The sequence below is a fragment of the Caballeronia sp. TF1N1 genome (assembly GCF_022878925.1).
Lineage (GTDB): Bacteria > Pseudomonadota > Gammaproteobacteria > Burkholderiales > Burkholderiaceae > Caballeronia.
The window spans coordinates 1,508,908-1,524,690 of the sequence record NZ_CP084626.1 but is presented as its reverse complement, the minus strand read 5'-3'; the positions used below and the strand labels follow the sequence as shown (position 1 = coordinate 1,524,690).

Here is a 15,783-nt window from a genome sequence, read left to right as displayed (position 1 = left end):
CATGGCCAAAGTCTTTCGGAAACCGCCGATTTGGCTTGCCTTGGGGAAGGCATCGCGTTATAGTCTTGGGCTTCTCACTTGCCGCACCGGTCCGACGCCCGGGTGGCTTTAATCCAAAAGTTCAGTACAAGGAGTGAATATGCGTCATTACGAAATCGTATTTATCGTGCATCCCGATCAGAGCGAGCAAGTGCCCGCCATGATCGAGCGCTACAAGAGCACGATCACCTCGCACGGTGGCCAGATCCACCGTATCGAAGACTGGGGCCGTCGCCAACTGGCCTACATGATCGAGAAACTCGCGAAGGCTCACTACGTCTGCATGAACATCGAATGCGATCAAGCTACGCTCGAAGAACTTGAGCACGCATTCAAGTTCAATGACGCCGTTTTGCGTCACCTCATCGTCAAGATGAAGAAGGCCGAAACCGGCCCGTCGCCAATGATGAAGGAAGTGCAGCGCGAAGAAGCTAAGAAGGCGGCCTCGCAGCCGTCCGAAGCGCAGGCTTAAGGCGAAGATTTTCGTCAGCCACCAGGAATTAAGTGAACAGGCTGCAACTGACAGCAAGCGTCGTGGAACGCGAACCGGTGCGATACACGCCCGCCGGCGTACCAATCGCAAGCTGCACGTTGCATCACCGAACGGAAGTCGTCGAAGCGGGCATTGCCCGTCAAGTCGAACTGACAATGCCGGCCGTAGCCGCCGGCGAGGTGAGCGGCAGACTGGAAAGCTGTCAGATGGGCGTGGAAACACGCTTCACCGGCTTTCTGGCTAAAAAAAGCCGCAACGCACGAACCCTGGTGTTTCACATCACAGAATTGCAGGACATTGGAAAGGACTGAACATGCCCCGCCCGACTGGTAAAAAATTCGACAAGCGTCGTCAGCAACAAAACCCGCTCTTCAAGCGCAAGAAGTTCTGCCGTTTCACGGCAGCCGGTGTCGAGTACATCGACTACAAAGACACGGAAACGCTGAAGGACTTCGTCGGCGAAAACGGCAAGATCACGCCGGCTCGTCTGACTGGCACGAAGGCGCACTATCAGCGCCAGCTCGACACGGCAATCAAGCGCGCGCGTTTCCTCGCGCTCCTGCCGTACACCGACCTGCACAAGGCCTAATCAGACGACGCATAAGGAACAAGCCAAAATGCAAATCATTCTTTTGGAAAAAGTCGTCAACCTGGGCAACCTGGGCGACATCGTCAAGGTCAAGGACGGCTACGCACGTAACTTCCTGATCCCCGGCAAGAAGGCTCGCCGCGCAACGAAAGACGCAATCGCCGAATTCGAAGTGCGCCGCGCCGATCTCGAAAAGGTTGCCGCTGAAAAGCTGGCTTCCGCGCAAAAGCAAGGCGAAAAGCTGAACGGCTTCACGGTTCAGATCTCGCAGAAGGCAGGTGTGGACGGCCGTCTGTTCGGCTCGGTCACGAACGCCGACATCGCCGAAGCACTCAAGGCTCAAGGCTTCGCAGAAGTGGAAAAGGCGCAAGTGCGTCTGCCGCAAGGCCCGCTGAAGCTGGTGGGTGACCACGCTGTTCAAGTGGCGCTGCATACGGACGTGCTGGTCGACGTCACGGTGTCGGTGCTGGGCGAGCACGCCTAAGGTCGCTGCGGACCGCTGGTAAGGCTTCACGCCCAGCCAGCCGAGTCCGGCAGAAAGAAGGGCAGGAACCGTTTCAGGTTCCTGCCTTTTTTATTGTCCGCTTGCGTCTATTTCATCGATAATTCCACCCCATGAACGCTCCGTCCAAAGACCCGCAACTCGACGCGCTGAAGGTTCCGCCGCACTCGATCGAAGCCGAGCAATCGGTGATCGGCGGTTTGCTGCTGGACAACGCGGCGTGGGACCGAATCGCCGACGTGATGTCGCAAGGCGATTTTTATCGCTATGACCATCGGATCATTTACGAGCACATTGGCAAGCTGATCTCGACCACGCGGCCCGCCGACGTCATCACCGTCTACGAAGCGCTCAACATGGCGGGCAAGGCCGAGGAAGTGGGCGGGCTCGCGTATCTGAATGCGCTTGCCCAGAACACGCCGAGCGCGGCGAACATTCGCCGTTACGCGGAAATCGTGCGCGATCGCGCGGTGCTGCGCCGCCTGGTCTCCGTCGCCGATGAAATTTCCGCCGATGCCTTTAATCCGCAAGGCAAGGAAGTGCGCCAGATTCTGGACGAGGCGGAATCGCGTGTGTTTTCCATCGCCGAGGACGGGGCGCGCGGCACGCAGGGCTTTCTGGAAATTGGACCGCTGCTTACGCAAGTTGTCGAGCGCATCGACACGCTTTACCACACGGCCAATCCAAGCGATGTCACGGGCACGCCAACCGGTTTCGTCGACCTCGACCGCATGACGTCGGGCATGCACGGCGGCGAGCTGATCATCGTGGCCGGACGTCCGTCGATGGGTAAGACGGCGTTCTCGATGAACATCGGCGAATACGTGGCGGTGGAGTATGGTTTGCCCGTCGCCGTTTTCTCGATGGAAATGCCTGGCACGCAACTGACCATGCGTATGCTCGGCTCGGTCGGCCGGCTGGATCAACACAGAATGCGTACCGGCCGCCTCACCGACGAAGACTGGCCGAAGCTCACGCACGCGGTTCAAAAAATGAGCGAGGCACAGCTTTTCATCGATGAAACGGGCGGCCTGAACCCCATGGAACTGCGCTCGCGCGCGCGGCGTTTGTCGCGGCAGTGCGGCAAGCTCGGGCTCATCATCGTCGATTATTTGCAGCTGATGTCCGGCTCCGGCGGCGGCGAAAACCGCGCGACCGAAATCTCGGAAATCTCGCGCTCGCTCAAGGGGCTCGCGAAAGAACTCGACGTGCCGGTGATCGCGCTTTCGCAGTTGAATCGCGGTCTGGAACAGCGCCCCAACAAGCGTCCGATCATGTCGGATTTGCGGGAATCCGGCGCTATCGAGCAGGACGCGGACGTGATTCTCTTCATCTACCGCGACGAAGTTTATAACCCCGACAGCCCGGACAAGGGCACGGCGGAAATCATCATCGGCAAGCAGCGTAATGGTCCGATCGGGCCCGTGCGGCTGACTTTTCACGGCCAATACACGAAGTTCGACAATTTTGCCGGCGCGCAGAGTTTTTACGGCGAATAACGCCCGAAGCTGCGCATCCCTTCTGCTCGATGTCAAGACTTCGTGTCGACACGCGCCGCGCGGCGCTTCGCGCGCGGTGCGTGGGCTGCCGGGCAAAGGTACAATATGTCGGTTTGATGTCTGTCTCATTGACCCATTTTTCGGGATTTTCATGTTCGGTCGTTTCATGCCCACCGAGGGCAAATTCTTCGAGATTTTCAACGCGCACGCGAAATGCATCATCGATGCAAGCCGCGAGCTCGAATTGCTGATCGATAACCTCGACGAAGCCGAGGTCCACAAGCAGAACGTCCAGACGGCCGAAAAGCGCGCCGACAAGCTCACGCACGAAACCATCGATCTGCTGCACAAGACTTTCATCACGCCGCTCGATCGCGACGAAATCCACAAGCTCATCACGACGATGGACGACATCCTCGACTTGATGGAGGACGTCGCCACGGCCATTTCGCTCTACGACGTACGCGCGGTGACTTCCGAGGCGAGCCAGCTCGCGCACATCTGCACGGCGACGTGCCTGCGTGTGCAGAAGGCGGTCGAATTGCTCGCGGACATGAAGCGCGCGAGCGAAATCCTGAAGATCTGCGAAGAAATCGACCGCCTGGAATCCGACGCCGACCGCGTCTTGCGCTCCGCCATGTCGAAACTTTTCCGCGAGGAAGACGACGTCAAGACGCTGATCAAGCTGAAGGCCATCTACGAGTTGCTGGAGACGATCACCGACAAGTGCGAAGACGTCGCGAACATCATCGAAGGCATCGTTCTGGAAAACGCCTGACCACGCCGGCCATGCCCGCCAGCGCGTGATCAAAGCTCCGTGCGGCGGGTCAAGAGGACAAAACCGGCGCTTTTCACAGCTGGTCAAAACAAAAGCAACCGATGCATTCGATTCAACTCGCCATCTGGGCAGTCGCCTTGCTCGTCATAGTCGCGCTCGCGTTCGACTTCATGAACGGCTTCCACGACGCGGCCAACTCCATCGCCACGGTGGTCTCCACCGGCGTGCTCAAGCCGCAACAAGCGGTCGCTTTCGCGGCGGCGTTCAACGTCATCGCGTATTTCATCTTCCACCTGAAGGTCGCGGCGACCGTCGGCAAGGGAACGATCGATCCCGATATCGTCGATCACTACGTGATTTTCGGCGCGCTCGTCGGCGCGATCGGCTGGAATATCGTCACATGGCACTACGGCATTCCGTCTAGCTCGTCGCACGCGCTGATCGGCGGACTCGTCGGTGCCGCGCTCGCCAAGTCGGGCTGGGGATCGCTCAACATGGACGGTCTTCTGAAGACTGTCGCGTTCATTTTCATTTCGCCGCTGCTCGGCTTCGTGCTCGGCTCGTTTTTCATGCTGCTCGTGTCGTGGCTGTATTTCCGCACGCCACCATCGAAGGTAGATAGGCGCTTCCGGCGCTTGCAGCTCATTTCCGCCGGGCTCTATTCGCTCGGCCACGGTGGGAATGACGCCCAGAAGACCATCGGCATCATCTGGATGCTGCTGATCGCGACTGGCTACGCTTCTTCCGCGGCAGACGCGCCGCCTATCTGGGTCATCGGTTTGTGTTACCTGTCGATGGGTCTTGGAACCTTGTTCGGCGGCTGGCGCATCGTGCGTACCATGGGCCAGAAGATCACCAAGCTCAAGCCCGTCGGTGGATTTTGCGCGGAAACGGGCGGGGCGATCACGCTCTTCGTCGCATCGTTCCTCGGCATTCCAGTGTCCACCACGCATACGATCACGGGCGCCATCGTCGGTGTCGGGGCAACGCAGAAATTCAGCGCGGTGCGCTGGGGCGTCGCGGGAAATATCGTGTGGGCGTGGATCTTGACTATTCCGGCATCCGCGGTGCTCGCGGCGGTCGGTTGGTGGATCGGCCACCGTATCTTGTAGTCGGTTTCTTCAGCGGCCCCGTTCACGACGGGGCCGTTTTGCATCTGTTGCAAATCGATTGCCGCGCTCGGCGGCGTCGCTCTCAGATGATCGGCGACGACACTCCGTCCATCGGAATGATTGCGCCCGATACATAACTCGCGCGACGGCTCGCCAGGAACAGCGCGACGTCGGCGATTTCCTCGGGTTTCGCGTAGCGGCCTAGCGGCACCTTCGACTGGCTCTCGGCGAGCACGGCGTCGCGTGTCGTGCCTTGCCGTTCGGCTTCGAGCGCGAGGGCTTCCTCGACGCGTTCGGTGAGCGTCGATCCCGGATTGATCGCGTTGATGCGAATGCCGAGCTTGGCATAGTGATGCGCAAGGCCGACGGTATTGAGCATGAGCGCCGCATTGGCCGCGCCGCCCGCGATATGAATGTCCGACGCGATTTTGCCGCCCATGCCGACAATATTCACGATCGCGCCCGGCTCGATGTTCGGATCGCCGCGCAAACGTTCGGCCATGCGCTTTAGCACCACTTGCTGCGGATAGACGTAGGAGAAGTATTTCGCGTCCATCGCGGCTTTGTACGCGGCAGCGTCGAGCGTGTCGGGATCGTAGCGTCGCGCGGCGCCGGCGCTGTTGATCAGGATGTCGATGGGGCCGAGCGCGGCGCTCGCTTCCTCGACGACATCTTCGGCGCTGTGCGCTTCGTGCAGATCGGCGCGGGCGAGATGCACGTGATGACCTTCTTTCGCGAGTTGTTCGCGGGCGCGCGCGAGGTTAGCGGCATCGCGCGAGACGATCGCGACTTTTGCGCCTTCGCTTGCAAAGGCTTTCGCGCATGCAAAACCGATTCCCTTGCTGCCGCCCGTGATCAGGACGACTTTCCCGGCAAGACCCAAGTCCATGGTGATTGGCTCCTTCTGATTGCGCCGCCTGTCGCGGCGGGATCCAGTCACGATAGCAGAGAGGGGCGACGACTGTGGATGGCGATGGGGTTGCGTTTCGCTCGGTTCGATATGTATTGGATGCGCTTGAGCCGCGCGCGGCGGTGCCGTAACCGAAGGGCTATTTCTATCCATGAAGCCTAAATCCGGCGATATAGGGCAACGCGGACAGACACGAAACGGCAGACGCGAACAGCGCGACGAAGAGATTCCGGCCTTAAAGCCGGTGTTCGGGACGCGACCGCGCGCCTTGAATCTCGTGTGAGTCTCAGTTGCTGCCGGTGGCGAAGCGCGCGATGGGATCGTCAGCTTGGTTCGAACGCGGCGCGGTAAGCGAGCCGGTCGATGCGCGGATGACGTGCGCGGGCGGATCGGCGGGATCGCTCGTTGCCTGCGCCGCGCGCGCTTGCTTGCGTGCGACGTTCGACGTCGGCGGCGGCGGTTCGAAGGCGTCAGCGGCGGCTTGGATAGGATCGGGGGAAGCGTTTGCCGAGCCTGCCACCGCGGATGGCGCGATTGCACCGGCAAGGCGGGCTTGGCGTTGTGCGGCGCTTAAGGCGGGTGGCGGAGGTTCGAAGGCGTCGGCGCTGGATCGTGCGGTATTGGTGCTTGCACCTGCCGCAAGCGCTTGACGCTGCGCTGCGCTCAAAGAAGGTGGCGGCGGCTCGAAGGCATCGGTACTGGATTGTGCAGTACGGGTAGCCGCGAGTGCCTGCCGCTGCGCCGCGGTCAAGGTCGATGGGAGCGGCTCGAAAACATCGGCATTCGATCGCGCGGAACTGGCCGTCGCGCCGGCCGCAAGCGCCTGCCGCTGCGCTGCACTCAACCTGGATGGCGGCGGCTCGAACGCATCGGCGTTGGATCGTGCGGCATTGGTCACCGTGCTTCGCCGTTCCCCCGCATTCAATGCCGATACAGCCGGTTGATATGCCTCGTTACCCGTCCCCGCCGCGCTTTCCCGAGCATATGAATCGGTAGGCGTCGAAGATAACCGTCCATTGGCCGAAGCCTGAGCGCTCGCACCCGCCGCCGTCGGCACGTCAGATCCAGCAGGCGACGCCAAGTACGTCGGCGCATCGAAAGGCGCGGGCTCGCTCTTCGGCGGCGCAACGCGCCGGATTCCGTCGAAACGCTTTGCCCAATAAGGATTGGTCAAATATTCGAGCCGGACCGTCCCGCCCGTCGATGGCGCATTCACGAACCGCAACTTGCCGACATAAATCCCGACATGCGAATGCGCCCGCCCCGTCGTGTTGAAGAAAATCAGATCGCCGGGCGCAACGCCGTCCGGCTCGATCGATTCCCCGCGCCCGCTCATCTCGGCGGTCGTTCGCGGCAGATTCACCGATGCCGCGCGATCCACCACGTAGCGTACGAGTCCGCTGCAATCGAAGCCCGCTTCCGGCGTATTCCCACCCCATCGATACGGCACACCAACGAGCGCCATCGCCTGAATCGAGATTTCCTCGCGCCCGACGCTATGGTCGACGAAAGTCGGGAAACCAGCAGGCGGCTTGTACGTGCGATTCGCGGCTGTCGACGATGCCGCCGGCTTGCGCGCGCTCTCCTGCGGCACGCTTCCACACGCGGCGAGCAGAACGGAGACAAGAAGCGGCAGCCAGATTCGACGCATTGCAGACGGCGAGCAGCATCTCGCCAAAAGAGGGCAGTCTGTCGATACTAGACCGCCGAACGGACGTGCGGCAAGTTTTCCTGAGACATCACATGAAGTTTGCGTCGTAAGTGTTGCAGTGGCGAAACGATCGGACGAATAGAAACGGCCCGGCGAATCGCTTCACCGGGCCGTTTCGTCAAGTCAAAAGCGCTTACAAAATATCCGACGCGTAATCCGCCAGACGCGAGCGCTCGCCGCGCGCAAGCGTCACATGGCCGCTATGCGTCCATCCCTTGAAGCGATCCACCACGTACGTCAGGCCGGAACTGCCTTCAGTCAGATAAGGCGTGTCGATCTGCGCGATATTGCCCAGGCAAATGATCTTCGTGCCCGGACCCGCGCGCGTGACGAGCGTCTTCATCTGCTTGGGCGTGAGATTCTGCGCCTCGTCGATGATCACGTACTTATCCACGAACGTCCGGCCGCGCATGAAGTTCATGCTCTTCACCTTGAGACGCGAGCGAATCAGTTCTTGCGTCGCCGCGCGGCCCCATTCGCCGGCGGCATCGTCGGTTTTCTGCAGGACTTCGAGGTTGTCGTCGAATGCGCCCATCCACGGCTGCATCTTCTCTTCCTCGGTGCCCGGCAAAAAGCCGATGTCCTCGCCCACCGGCACGGTCGCGCGCGTCACGATGATCTCGTTGTAGCGCTTGTCGTCGAGCACTTGCGCCAAGCCGGCGGCAAGCGCCATGAGCGTCTTGCCGGTGCCGGCCTGACCGAGCAGGGTGACGAAATCGACCTCCGGGTTCATCAGCAAGTTGAGCGCGAAGTTCTGCTCGCGATTGCGCGCCGTGATGCCCCACACGTTGTTCTTGTGATGGCCGTAGTCGCGCAGCGTCTGCAAGAGCGCCGTCTTGCCGTTCAACTCGCGCACCACCGCATGGAACGACGGCTCGCCGTTCTGCGGCTCCAGATAGACGAACTCGTTGACGAGCATCGACGAACACAGCGGACCAGTCACGCGGTAATACGTGGTGCCGGTTTTCGTGTCCTGCCAGCTCTCCATGCCCTTGGCGTGCTTGGTCCAGAAGTCCTGCGGCAGCGCGCGTACGCCCGAATAGAGCAGGTCCTTGTCTTCGAGAACCTGATCGTTGAAGTAGTCTTCGGCGGGCAAGCCGAGCGCATGCGCCTTGATACGCATGTTGATGTCTTTCGACACCAGCACGACCTGCCGGTCCGGGCGCTCTTTCTGCAACGCGCGCACGACGCCGAGAATCTGGTTGTCCGCCTTGCCGACAGGCAAGCCTTCGACCGGTTCGATATCGGTGAGCGTCGTCTGGAAGTAGAGCCGTCCGAGCGCGTCGCGATTACCCTGCGCGGCGAGCGGCAGCCCCGCCGACATCTCGCCCGCGTGCGCAACGAGCGCGTCGAGCGTGCGACTCACCTGACGCGCATTGCGCGCGACTTCCGACATGCCCTTCTTGTGATTGTCGAGTTCTTCGAGCGTCATCATCGGCAGATAGACGTCGTGCTCCTCGAAGCGGAAGAGCGAGCTCGGATCGTGCATCAGCACGTTGGTATCGAGCACGAAAAGCTTGTGCAATTCGGCTTCCTGCACGCCGCGCTGACGGCGTTTGTTCTGCGCGGCCGGCTCTTTCGCGGCGCGCGCGGCGGTCGTGGCCGCGGGCGCGACGGGTGCATCCGCGCGGCCGGTACGGGCTTCGCGCGCGGCGGGTTCGGCAGGCGTTGCGGGCGCGGCTTCATCGGCTGCCTGACGCGCGTTCGGCGCCGGCTGCAGGAGCGCGGCGGTCTGTTTGGTGCGGCGTGCGCGCGTGGCGGGTGCGGGCGCGGCGGGCATGACGGCTTCGCTCGGCGCTTCGAGCGGAATCTGGGTCAGCACCTCGCTTGCGATGGAACGCAGCGTATGCGCGGCATTCGCCGCGGGACGCTCGGCGGCGACGGTCTGGACCGCGCCGTTTTCCTCGTCGCCGGATGACGACGTCTGTTTCTTCTGCTTCGACGGCCGGGCTTTGGCTTTGTATTCCTCAGCCGGGAGGAGATGGCCGAGCTTGGCCGGGGCGGTAGGCAAAGGCATGGTGTTCCCTCGAAAGGAATCGGGTCGTATATTGCGCGCCGCCTGTCGCATTCTGCTCGTTCGCCCTCGCAGCGAATCGTGGTTCGCAGTCTGCGTCCGGCGGCGCGCTTCGTTTGTCGAAAACGCCGGTTCGCCTAAGTTTCGATCTGCTCCTTGAGTGTGCGTCCACTGGTGTCGTGCGAAGGTCTGGAAAACCTCGTGGCCGACTGTGGCATTCGCGCGACGCCAATAAAAAAGCCGCCGTCCCGACTACCGGAACCAGCGGCTGACTTCGAGTCTGGTGCGCTGTACCGCCGTAGATGCCTCGCATAGCCCGGGCTCCTGCCGATTGCGCCTAAAGGCGTACGGCAGCTTTCGCTCGGTAGAAGGTCATGGGGTGGACAGGCGCTCATTGCGGACCAATATAGCGCGCCTCAAATTGCTTGTACAGCCTCGACGATGGCCTCGACGTGCCCCGGCACCTTGATGCCTCGAAACTCGCGGCGCAGCACGCCTTTTGCATCCAGCAGAAACGTGGAACGCTCGACGCCGCGCACTTCCTTGCCATACATCTTCTTCATTTTGATGACATCGAAAAGCGAGCAGATGGCTTCGTCGGCGTCCGATACCAGCGTGTACGGCAGCTCGAGTTTGGCCTTGAAGTTGTCGTGCGATCTCACGCTGTCGCGCGAGATGCCAACCACTTCCGCGCCAGCGGCCTGGAATTGATCGTAGTGGTCGCGAAATTGCAGGCTTTCCGTCGTGCAGCCGGGCGTGTTGTCCTTGGGATAAAAGAACAGCACGACTTTCTTGCCGCGCAGGTTCGAGAGCGTGAACTCGCCGCCGGTGGCGGGTGCGGTGAAGTCGGGAACGGGCTGATCGACTGCGACTGACACGAAGTTTCTCCTTTGTCGGCCAGGGTCGGGCGCGTAGCCCAACCTTGGCCAGATGTTGTTTATTTGAAGCAGAGGGACTAGCAAGCAGAAGCGGATCAGCCCGGCTGAACGATCAACTCGCCGGCGCGGCCAGGGATCTCGCCCCACGTAACAGGGTACGTGGGCAGGGAAGCGCGGTCCAGCGTCGCATGATAGTCGCCCATCGTGGCGAAGCTGTGTCCCTGCGCGCGCCAGCCCGCCAGCAGTTGCTCGAACACCGGCGCGAGCTTCTGGCCTTCGAGTTCGGCGTGCAGCGTGAAAACCTGGTCGCGCGGATTGTTCTGCGTGTGGCGCAGGAGATGCGCGGCCACGTTGGTCGTGTCGACACCATCGACGCCGAGGATCTCATCGAGGGTCGGCAGGGTGGTCGGCATCTGAATGTGATCGAGCGTGCGGCCATTGAGCACTGGAATATACGGCGTATGGCCGCGCCCGTCGGATGCGTAGCGCATGCCCCAGGCGTCGATCTGTTCGAACGCGAAGCCGTTCATCTGCCAGCCCGCCGCGCCATGCGTGACGGGCGGCGCGCCGAAAATCTCGATGAAGCGCGCATGGCTTTGCTGCATCTGCGACACGGTCCACGCCTGATCGCGCGCGCGCACGTTGTCCTGCCAGTAGACGTGATCCCAGGTATGGATGCCGCATTCGAACCCGGCTTCGTGGATGGCGCGCATTTCGGCCTTCGCCTCGCGGCCGATATCCGGCCCTGGCAGCAGTACGCCGTACATCAGCGTCTTCACACCGTAATGCTCGACAACAGACGTGCGCGACACCTTCTTGAGAAAGCCCGGCCGGAACACGCGGCGCAGCGCCCAGCCGGTGTGATCCGGCCCAAGGCTGAACAGAAACGTCGCGCGGGCGCTGTATTTGTCGAGCAATCTGCCGAGATTGGGCACGCCTTCGCGCGTGCCGCGCAGGGTGTCGACGTCGATCTTGAGAACGATACGGGCCACGCGCCGTTCCTTAAGACTGCTCGACGAGCGCGCGAGCTTCGCCGACGAGCGTGCGATACGCTTCGAAAATCTTGCGCAGCGCGTCGTCCATGCTCGCTTCCGGCTTCCAGTCCAGTTCCTGCATGGTGTTGTCGATCTTCGGCACGCGGTTCTGCACGTCCTGATAGCCCGCGCCGTAGTACGCGCCCGACGAAGTCTCGACGAGTTGCACCTTCTTCGCGGTCTCCGCGTACTCGGGATACTCGGCGGCGAGCGCGAGCATCTTGTGCGCGAGTTCGCGCACCGAGAAGTTGTTGACCGGATTGCCGATGTTGTAGATCTTGCCCGACGCCATGCCGTCCTTGTTCTCGATGATCTTCATCAGCGCGCCGATGCCGTCGTCGATATCCGTGAACGCACGCTTTTGCGCGCCGCCATCGACGAGGCTGATGTTCTCGCCGCGCACGATGTGTCCCAGGAACTGCGTGACCACGCGCGACGAACCTTCCTTCGCGGTGTAGATGGAGTCGAGGCCCGGGCCGATCCAGTTGAACGGGCGGAACAGCGTGAAGTTGAGGCCTTCCATGCCGTAACCCCAGATCACGCGGTCCATCAACTGCTTCGAGCAGGCGTAGATCCAGCGCGGCTTGTTGATGGGGCCGTAGGAGAGCGTGGAGTTCTCCGGATCGAACTGCTCGTCGGCGCACATGCCGTACACCTCGGAGGTCGACGGAAACACGAGGTGCTTGCCGTACTTGACCGCCGACCGCACGATTGGCAGGTTGGCCTCGAAGTCCAGTTCGAACACGCGCAGCGGCTGCTTCACGTAGGTCGCGGGCGTGGCAATGGCGACGAGCGGCAGAATCACGTCGCACTTCTTGACGTGATACTCGACCCACTCCTTGTTGATGGTGATGTCGCCTTCGAAGAAATGCATCCGCTCGTGATTCGCGAGGTCGCCCAGGCGATCGGTTTGCATGTCCATCCCGAAGACTTCCCAGTCGGTCGTTTCGAGGATGCGCTTGGAAAGGTGATGGCCGATGAAGCCATTGACACCCAGGATGAGAACTTTTTTCATGAATGACGAGAGGATTGAATGATTCGGTCGAATTCGGCGGGTTCGACGGTGCGCTCCTCGCCCACGGGCTGCGCTTCGGCATTCAATGGCCGATGACGCAACTCGTGCACGGCGACGACGCGGCCATCGCCGCAGACGCCAAACAGCGCATTATCCGCCAGCGTCAGGCCGCAGGGCAAATCCCTGAGCGCGGCGAGCCGCTCGCGCGTAACGCCGGGCGCACCGGTTTCAGGAACGAGCCGCGCCCGCGCGACGATGAAGCGCTCGCCGCCCATGTCCGTGAACGCGCCGGGATAGGGCGGCGCCACCGCGCGAATCAGGTTGTAGACGCGTTGCGCGTTCGCCTTCCAGTCGATGCGGCCATCTTCCGGTTTGCGCCCGCCGTAGTAGCTGCCGGCGGCGAGATCGTTCGGCAGACGCGGCGCTTCGCCGGCAAGCAGGGCGGGCAGTACGCGCCAGAGCGTTTGCTCGGCGGCGACCACGGTCTTGTCGAAGACCTGAGCAGCGGTGTCATCCGGCAGGATAGGCACGGACGTCTGCGCGAGGATCGCGCCGGCGTCGGGCTTTTCGGCCATTTCGTGCAGCGTCGCGCCACTTTCTGTTTCGCCGTTGAGCACCGCCCAGTTGGTCGGCACGCGGCCGCGATATTTCGGCAACAGCGAGCCGTGCATGTTGTACGCGCCGCGCCTGGCCAACGCGAGCAGCGTCACGGGCAGCATGTGCCGGTAGTAGAACGAGAAGATGAAATCCGGCGCGGCGTGGGCGACTGCGCCGTGCACGTCGGGCGCTTTGGGATCGGCGGGCGTGATCACGTCGATGCCATGATCCGCCGCGACCTGCGCCACGCTGCCGAACCAGATGTTCTCGCTTGCGCTGTCCTCGTGCGTCACGACGAGCCGCACGTCGACGCCGCGCGCGAGCAGCACCTGCAGGCAGCGCACGCCGACATTGTGATAAGCGAATACGACGGCGCGCGGCTTCATCGGCCTTCGTCCTCGCGATCGGCGACCGCCAGATGGATCACTTGCTGGCGCGGCTGGCTGGCCGTGGGCAGGCCGTCGCGCTGCTCGAGGATGGTCTGCACGAGATAGCGCGGACGCGCACGCACTTGCTGATAAATCCGGCCGATATATTCGCCAAGCAGGCCGAGCGCGAAGATGATCACGCCGAGCATGAAAAACGTGATGGCGAATAGCGTGAACACGCCCTGAACTTCCGCGCCGAACATGAAGCGGCGAATCAACAGCAGCAGGAACAGGCCCGCCGATCCGACCGAAAGGATCACGCCGATGAACGACAGCCATTGCAACGGCACGACCGAAAAGCCCGTCACGAGGTCGAAGTTCAGCCGGATGAGGCTATAAAGCGAGTACTTGGATTCGCCCGCGAAGCGCTCTTCGTGCGCCACGCCCACTTCGATCGGGTTCTGCGCGAAGGTGTAGGCAAGCGCCGGAATGAACGTGTTGATTTCGCCGCAGCGGTTGATCGTGTCGATGATATGCCGGCTGTACGCGCGCAACATGCAGCCCTGATCCGTCATGCGAATCTTGGTGATGCGCTCGCGCAGACGGTTCATGGCAAGCGATGCCTTCTTGCGCCACAGGCTGTCCTGCCGTTGTTCGCGAATGGTGCCGACGTAATCGTAGCCTTCACGCATCTTTTCGACGAGCTTGGCGATTTCCTCGGGCGGATTCTGCAAGTCGGCGTCGAGCGTGACGACGATCTCGCCGCGCGATTGCTCGAAGCCCGCGAGAATCGCCATGTGCTGACCATAGTTGCCGTTGAGCAGGATCACGCGCGTGGTGTCCGGACGCACGTGGAACTGCTGCGCGAGCAGCGCGGCCGACTTGTCGCGGCTGCCGTCGTTGATGAAGATCACCTCGTACGATGCGTCGAGCGCATCGAGCGCCGGATAAAGGCGCTCAAAGAGGGCGGCGAGGCCGGCTTCCTCGTTGTAGACCGGAATGACGACCGTTACCTCGGGTGCCGTCGCCGCGAAATCCGTATGACTCATGTTGCGCTGGGTGTCCTTGTTAGGCATGCAGTCTGGCGTGCTGCGCACAGATCTCGTCGATGGAAGTGACCACGTGCGCGATGTCCTCCGCGCTCATTTGCGGGAAAAGCGGCAGCGTCACGGTGGATGCGCCGAAGTGCTCCGCGTGCGGGAACATGCCTTCCTTGAAGCCGCGCTCGCGATACAGCGTGAACAGATGCAGGGCCGGATAGTGCACGCCCGTGCCGATGCCGCGCTCCTTCAGCTCGCCCATGAACTGCGCGCGCGTGAGATTCAGTTGATCGAGCGGCAGCGTGACCTGAAACATGTGCCAGTTACTGTCCGTAAAGTTGCGCGGCGGCAAGCCTAGACCGAGTTTCACGGCCGCGCCGCCGTCGAAGGCATCGAAGTAAAGCTGCGCCAGTTCGCGCCGCCGTTGCGTGATGCTTTCCACCTTGCGCAGCGACCCGAGACCCACGCGCGCCGCCACATCCGTCAGGTTGTACTTGCCGCCGAGCACGTCGCAGTCCATGCCGTCGAAACCCGTGCGCGTGATGCCCTGCAGGCGATACTTCCGCGCGAGTTCGGCTTCGTCCTCGTCGTTCAAGACGAGCGCGCCGCCTTCGATCGACGTCACGTTCTTGTTCGCGTGAAAGCTGAACGAAACGAGATCGCCGAACGCACCGATGCGCTTGCCGTGCCAGCTCGAACCGAACGCCTGCGCCGCGTCTTCGATCACGCGCAGCTTGTGGGCGCGCGTGATGGCGTAAAGCCGGTCCATATCCACCGGCAGGCCGCCCAGAAACACCGGCATGATCGCTTTCGTGCGCGGCGTGATGGCGCGTTCCAGCAAGTTCAGGTCCATGTTGCGCGTGCCCGGGTCGATATCGACCAGAACCGGCGTCGCGCCGACTTCGATGATGACGTTCGCCGTCGATACCCAAGTCATCGCCGTCGTGATGACTTCGTCGCCCGCGCCGACGCCCGCAATTCGCAGGCCGATTTCCATCGTGCAGGTGCCCGAGTTGAACGCGCGCACCGGCCTGCCGCCGACGAACGCCGACAATTCCGCCTCGAACTGCTGGTTCTGCGGGCCCGTCGTAATCCAGCCGGAACGCAGCACTTCGGCGACGCCCTGAATGGTTTCTTCATCGATGTCGGGCTTGACGAAGGGCAGGAACGGCCGCGATGTCTGAGTCATGGACTATTTGCTTAA

Annotated in this window: 16 protein-coding genes; 7 read left to right on the top strand and 9 right to left on the bottom strand. The window is 62.0% G+C overall.

The features are described 5' to 3' along the window. Positions 1 to 139 precede the first annotated feature (139 nt). The 7 genes from rpsF to LDZ28_RS07005 all read left to right on the top strand — a co-directional run bounded on the left by rpsF (position 140) and on the right by LDZ28_RS07005 (position 5,012). Positions 140 to 511, top strand: coding sequence for a 30S ribosomal protein S6 (rpsF, locus tag LDZ28_RS07035; RefSeq protein WP_061117413.1), 372 nt, complete (start codon positions 140 to 142; stop codon positions 509 to 511). A gap of 32 nt (positions 512 to 543) precedes the next feature. Continuing rightward, positions 544 to 843 carry a primosomal replication protein N gene (priB, locus tag LDZ28_RS07030; protein WP_244825224.1) on the top strand — a complete coding sequence of 100 codons (300 nt, stop codon included), beginning with the start codon at positions 544 to 546 and terminating at the stop codon, positions 841 to 843. Positions 844 to 845: 2 nt separating this feature from the next. Next, the gene (rpsR, locus tag LDZ28_RS07025; protein ID WP_060857153.1) at positions 846 to 1,121 is read left to right on the top strand and encodes a 30S ribosomal protein S18; all 276 of its coding nucleotides are present in this window, start codon (positions 846 to 848) and stop codon (positions 1,119 to 1,121) included. Positions 1,122 to 1,149: 28 nt separating this feature from the next. Further along, on the top strand, positions 1,150 to 1,605 hold the full coding sequence (gene rplI, locus LDZ28_RS07020) for a 50S ribosomal protein L9 (protein WP_244825222.1): 456 nt from the start codon (positions 1,150 to 1,152) through the stop codon (positions 1,603 to 1,605). Between the two features lie 131 nt (positions 1,606 to 1,736). Further along, complete coding sequence (locus LDZ28_RS07015) at positions 1,737 to 3,122, top strand: replicative DNA helicase (protein WP_244825221.1); 1,386 nt, start codon at positions 1,737 to 1,739, stop codon at positions 3,120 to 3,122. A 151-nt stretch (positions 3,123 to 3,273) separates the two neighbouring features. After that, positions 3,274 to 3,900, top strand: coding sequence for a DUF47 domain-containing protein (locus tag LDZ28_RS07010; protein ID WP_244825219.1), 627 nt, complete (start codon positions 3,274 to 3,276; stop codon positions 3,898 to 3,900). A gap of 101 nt (positions 3,901 to 4,001) precedes the next feature. Then, entirely contained in the window at positions 4,002 to 5,012 is a 1,011-nt protein-coding gene (locus tag LDZ28_RS07005) for an inorganic phosphate transporter (protein WP_244825217.1), read from the top strand. Between the two features lie 82 nt (positions 5,013 to 5,094). Here LDZ28_RS07005 and LDZ28_RS07000 read toward each other — a convergent pair whose 3' ends face one another. From LDZ28_RS07000 to LDZ28_RS06960, 9 genes are all read right to left on the bottom strand, one after another. After that, positions 5,095 to 5,901, bottom strand: a complete 807-nt coding sequence (locus LDZ28_RS07000; RefSeq protein ID WP_244825216.1) for an SDR family oxidoreductase — start codon at positions 5,899 to 5,901, stop codon at positions 5,095 to 5,097. Between the two features lie 307 nt (positions 5,902 to 6,208). Further along, positions 6,209 to 7,573 carry a C40 family peptidase gene (locus LDZ28_RS06995; RefSeq protein WP_244825215.1) on the bottom strand — a complete coding sequence of 455 codons (1,365 nt, stop codon included), beginning with the start codon at positions 7,571 to 7,573 and terminating at the stop codon, positions 6,209 to 6,211. Between the two features lie 193 nt (positions 7,574 to 7,766). Continuing rightward, positions 7,767 to 9,650 (bottom strand): PhoH family protein, encoded by a 1,884-nt coding sequence (locus LDZ28_RS06990; RefSeq protein WP_244825213.1) that lies wholly within the window; start codon positions 9,648 to 9,650, stop codon positions 7,767 to 7,769. A 413-nt stretch (positions 9,651 to 10,063) separates the two neighbouring features. After that, the gene (locus tag LDZ28_RS06985) at positions 10,064 to 10,525 is read right to left on the bottom strand and encodes a peroxiredoxin (RefSeq protein ID WP_244825211.1); all 462 of its coding nucleotides are present in this window, start codon (positions 10,523 to 10,525) and stop codon (positions 10,064 to 10,066) included. Positions 10,526 to 10,620: 95 nt separating this feature from the next. Continuing rightward, positions 10,621 to 11,517: a polysaccharide deacetylase family protein gene (locus tag LDZ28_RS06980; RefSeq protein ID WP_244825209.1), complete on the bottom strand. Its 897-nt coding sequence runs from the start codon at positions 11,515 to 11,517 to the stop codon at positions 10,621 to 10,623. A 10-nt stretch (positions 11,518 to 11,527) separates the two neighbouring features. Beyond that, on the bottom strand, positions 11,528 to 12,574 hold the full coding sequence (locus LDZ28_RS06975) for a bifunctional UDP-4-keto-pentose/UDP-xylose synthase (protein WP_244825208.1): 1,047 nt from the start codon (positions 12,572 to 12,574) through the stop codon (positions 11,528 to 11,530). Further along, a complete protein-coding gene (locus LDZ28_RS06970; RefSeq protein WP_244825207.1) occupies positions 12,571 to 13,557 on the bottom strand; it encodes a formyltransferase in 987 nt (328 codons plus the stop codon). Before LDZ28_RS06970 ends, LDZ28_RS06975 begins: the two co-directional genes overlap by 4 nt. Further along, positions 13,554 to 14,588 (bottom strand): glycosyltransferase, encoded by a 1,035-nt coding sequence (locus LDZ28_RS06965; protein WP_244825206.1) that lies wholly within the window; start codon positions 14,586 to 14,588, stop codon positions 13,554 to 13,556. The genes LDZ28_RS06970 and LDZ28_RS06965 overlap by 4 nt, the downstream gene beginning before the upstream one ends. Before the next feature lie 19 nt (positions 14,589 to 14,607). Beyond that, the gene (locus LDZ28_RS06960) at positions 14,608 to 15,768 is read right to left on the bottom strand and encodes a DegT/DnrJ/EryC1/StrS aminotransferase family protein (protein WP_244825205.1); all 1,161 of its coding nucleotides are present in this window, start codon (positions 15,766 to 15,768) and stop codon (positions 14,608 to 14,610) included. Positions 15,769 to 15,783: the final 15 nt, after the last annotated feature.

Coding starts and splice junctions, on each gene's coding strand:
- LDZ28_RS07005 (WP_244825217.1), top strand. CDS start 4,002: ATGCATTCGATTCAACTCGCCATCTGGGCAGTCGCCTTGCTCGTCATA.
- LDZ28_RS07015 (WP_244825221.1), top strand. CDS start 1,737: ATGAACGCTCCGTCCAAAGACCCGCAACTCGACGCGCTGAAGGTTCCG.
- LDZ28_RS06965 (WP_244825206.1), bottom strand. CDS start 14,588: ATGAGTCATACGGATTTCGCGGCGACGGCACCCGAGGTAACGGTCGTC.
- LDZ28_RS06990 (WP_244825213.1), bottom strand. CDS start 9,650: ATGCCTTTGCCTACCGCCCCGGCCAAGCTCGGCCATCTCCTCCCGGCT.
- rplI (WP_244825222.1), top strand. CDS start 1,150: ATGCAAATCATTCTTTTGGAAAAAGTCGTCAACCTGGGCAACCTGGGC.
- rpsR (WP_060857153.1), top strand. CDS start 846: ATGCCCCGCCCGACTGGTAAAAAATTCGACAAGCGTCGTCAGCAACAA.
- LDZ28_RS06975 (WP_244825208.1), bottom strand. CDS start 12,574: ATGAAAAAAGTTCTCATCCTGGGTGTCAATGGCTTCATCGGCCATCAC.
- LDZ28_RS07000 (WP_244825216.1), bottom strand. CDS start 5,901: ATGGACTTGGGTCTTGCCGGGAAAGTCGTCCTGATCACGGGCGGCAGC.
- LDZ28_RS06995 (WP_244825215.1), bottom strand. CDS start 7,573: ATGCGTCGAATCTGGCTGCCGCTTCTTGTCTCCGTTCTGCTCGCCGCG.
- LDZ28_RS06960 (WP_244825205.1), bottom strand. CDS start 15,768: ATGACTCAGACATCGCGGCCGTTCCTGCCCTTCGTCAAGCCCGACATC.
- LDZ28_RS07010 (WP_244825219.1), top strand. CDS start 3,274: ATGTTCGGTCGTTTCATGCCCACCGAGGGCAAATTCTTCGAGATTTTC.
- rpsF (WP_061117413.1), top strand. CDS start 140: ATGCGTCATTACGAAATCGTATTTATCGTGCATCCCGATCAGAGCGAG.
- LDZ28_RS06970 (WP_244825207.1), bottom strand. CDS start 13,557: ATGAAGCCGCGCGCCGTCGTATTCGCTTATCACAATGTCGGCGTGCGC.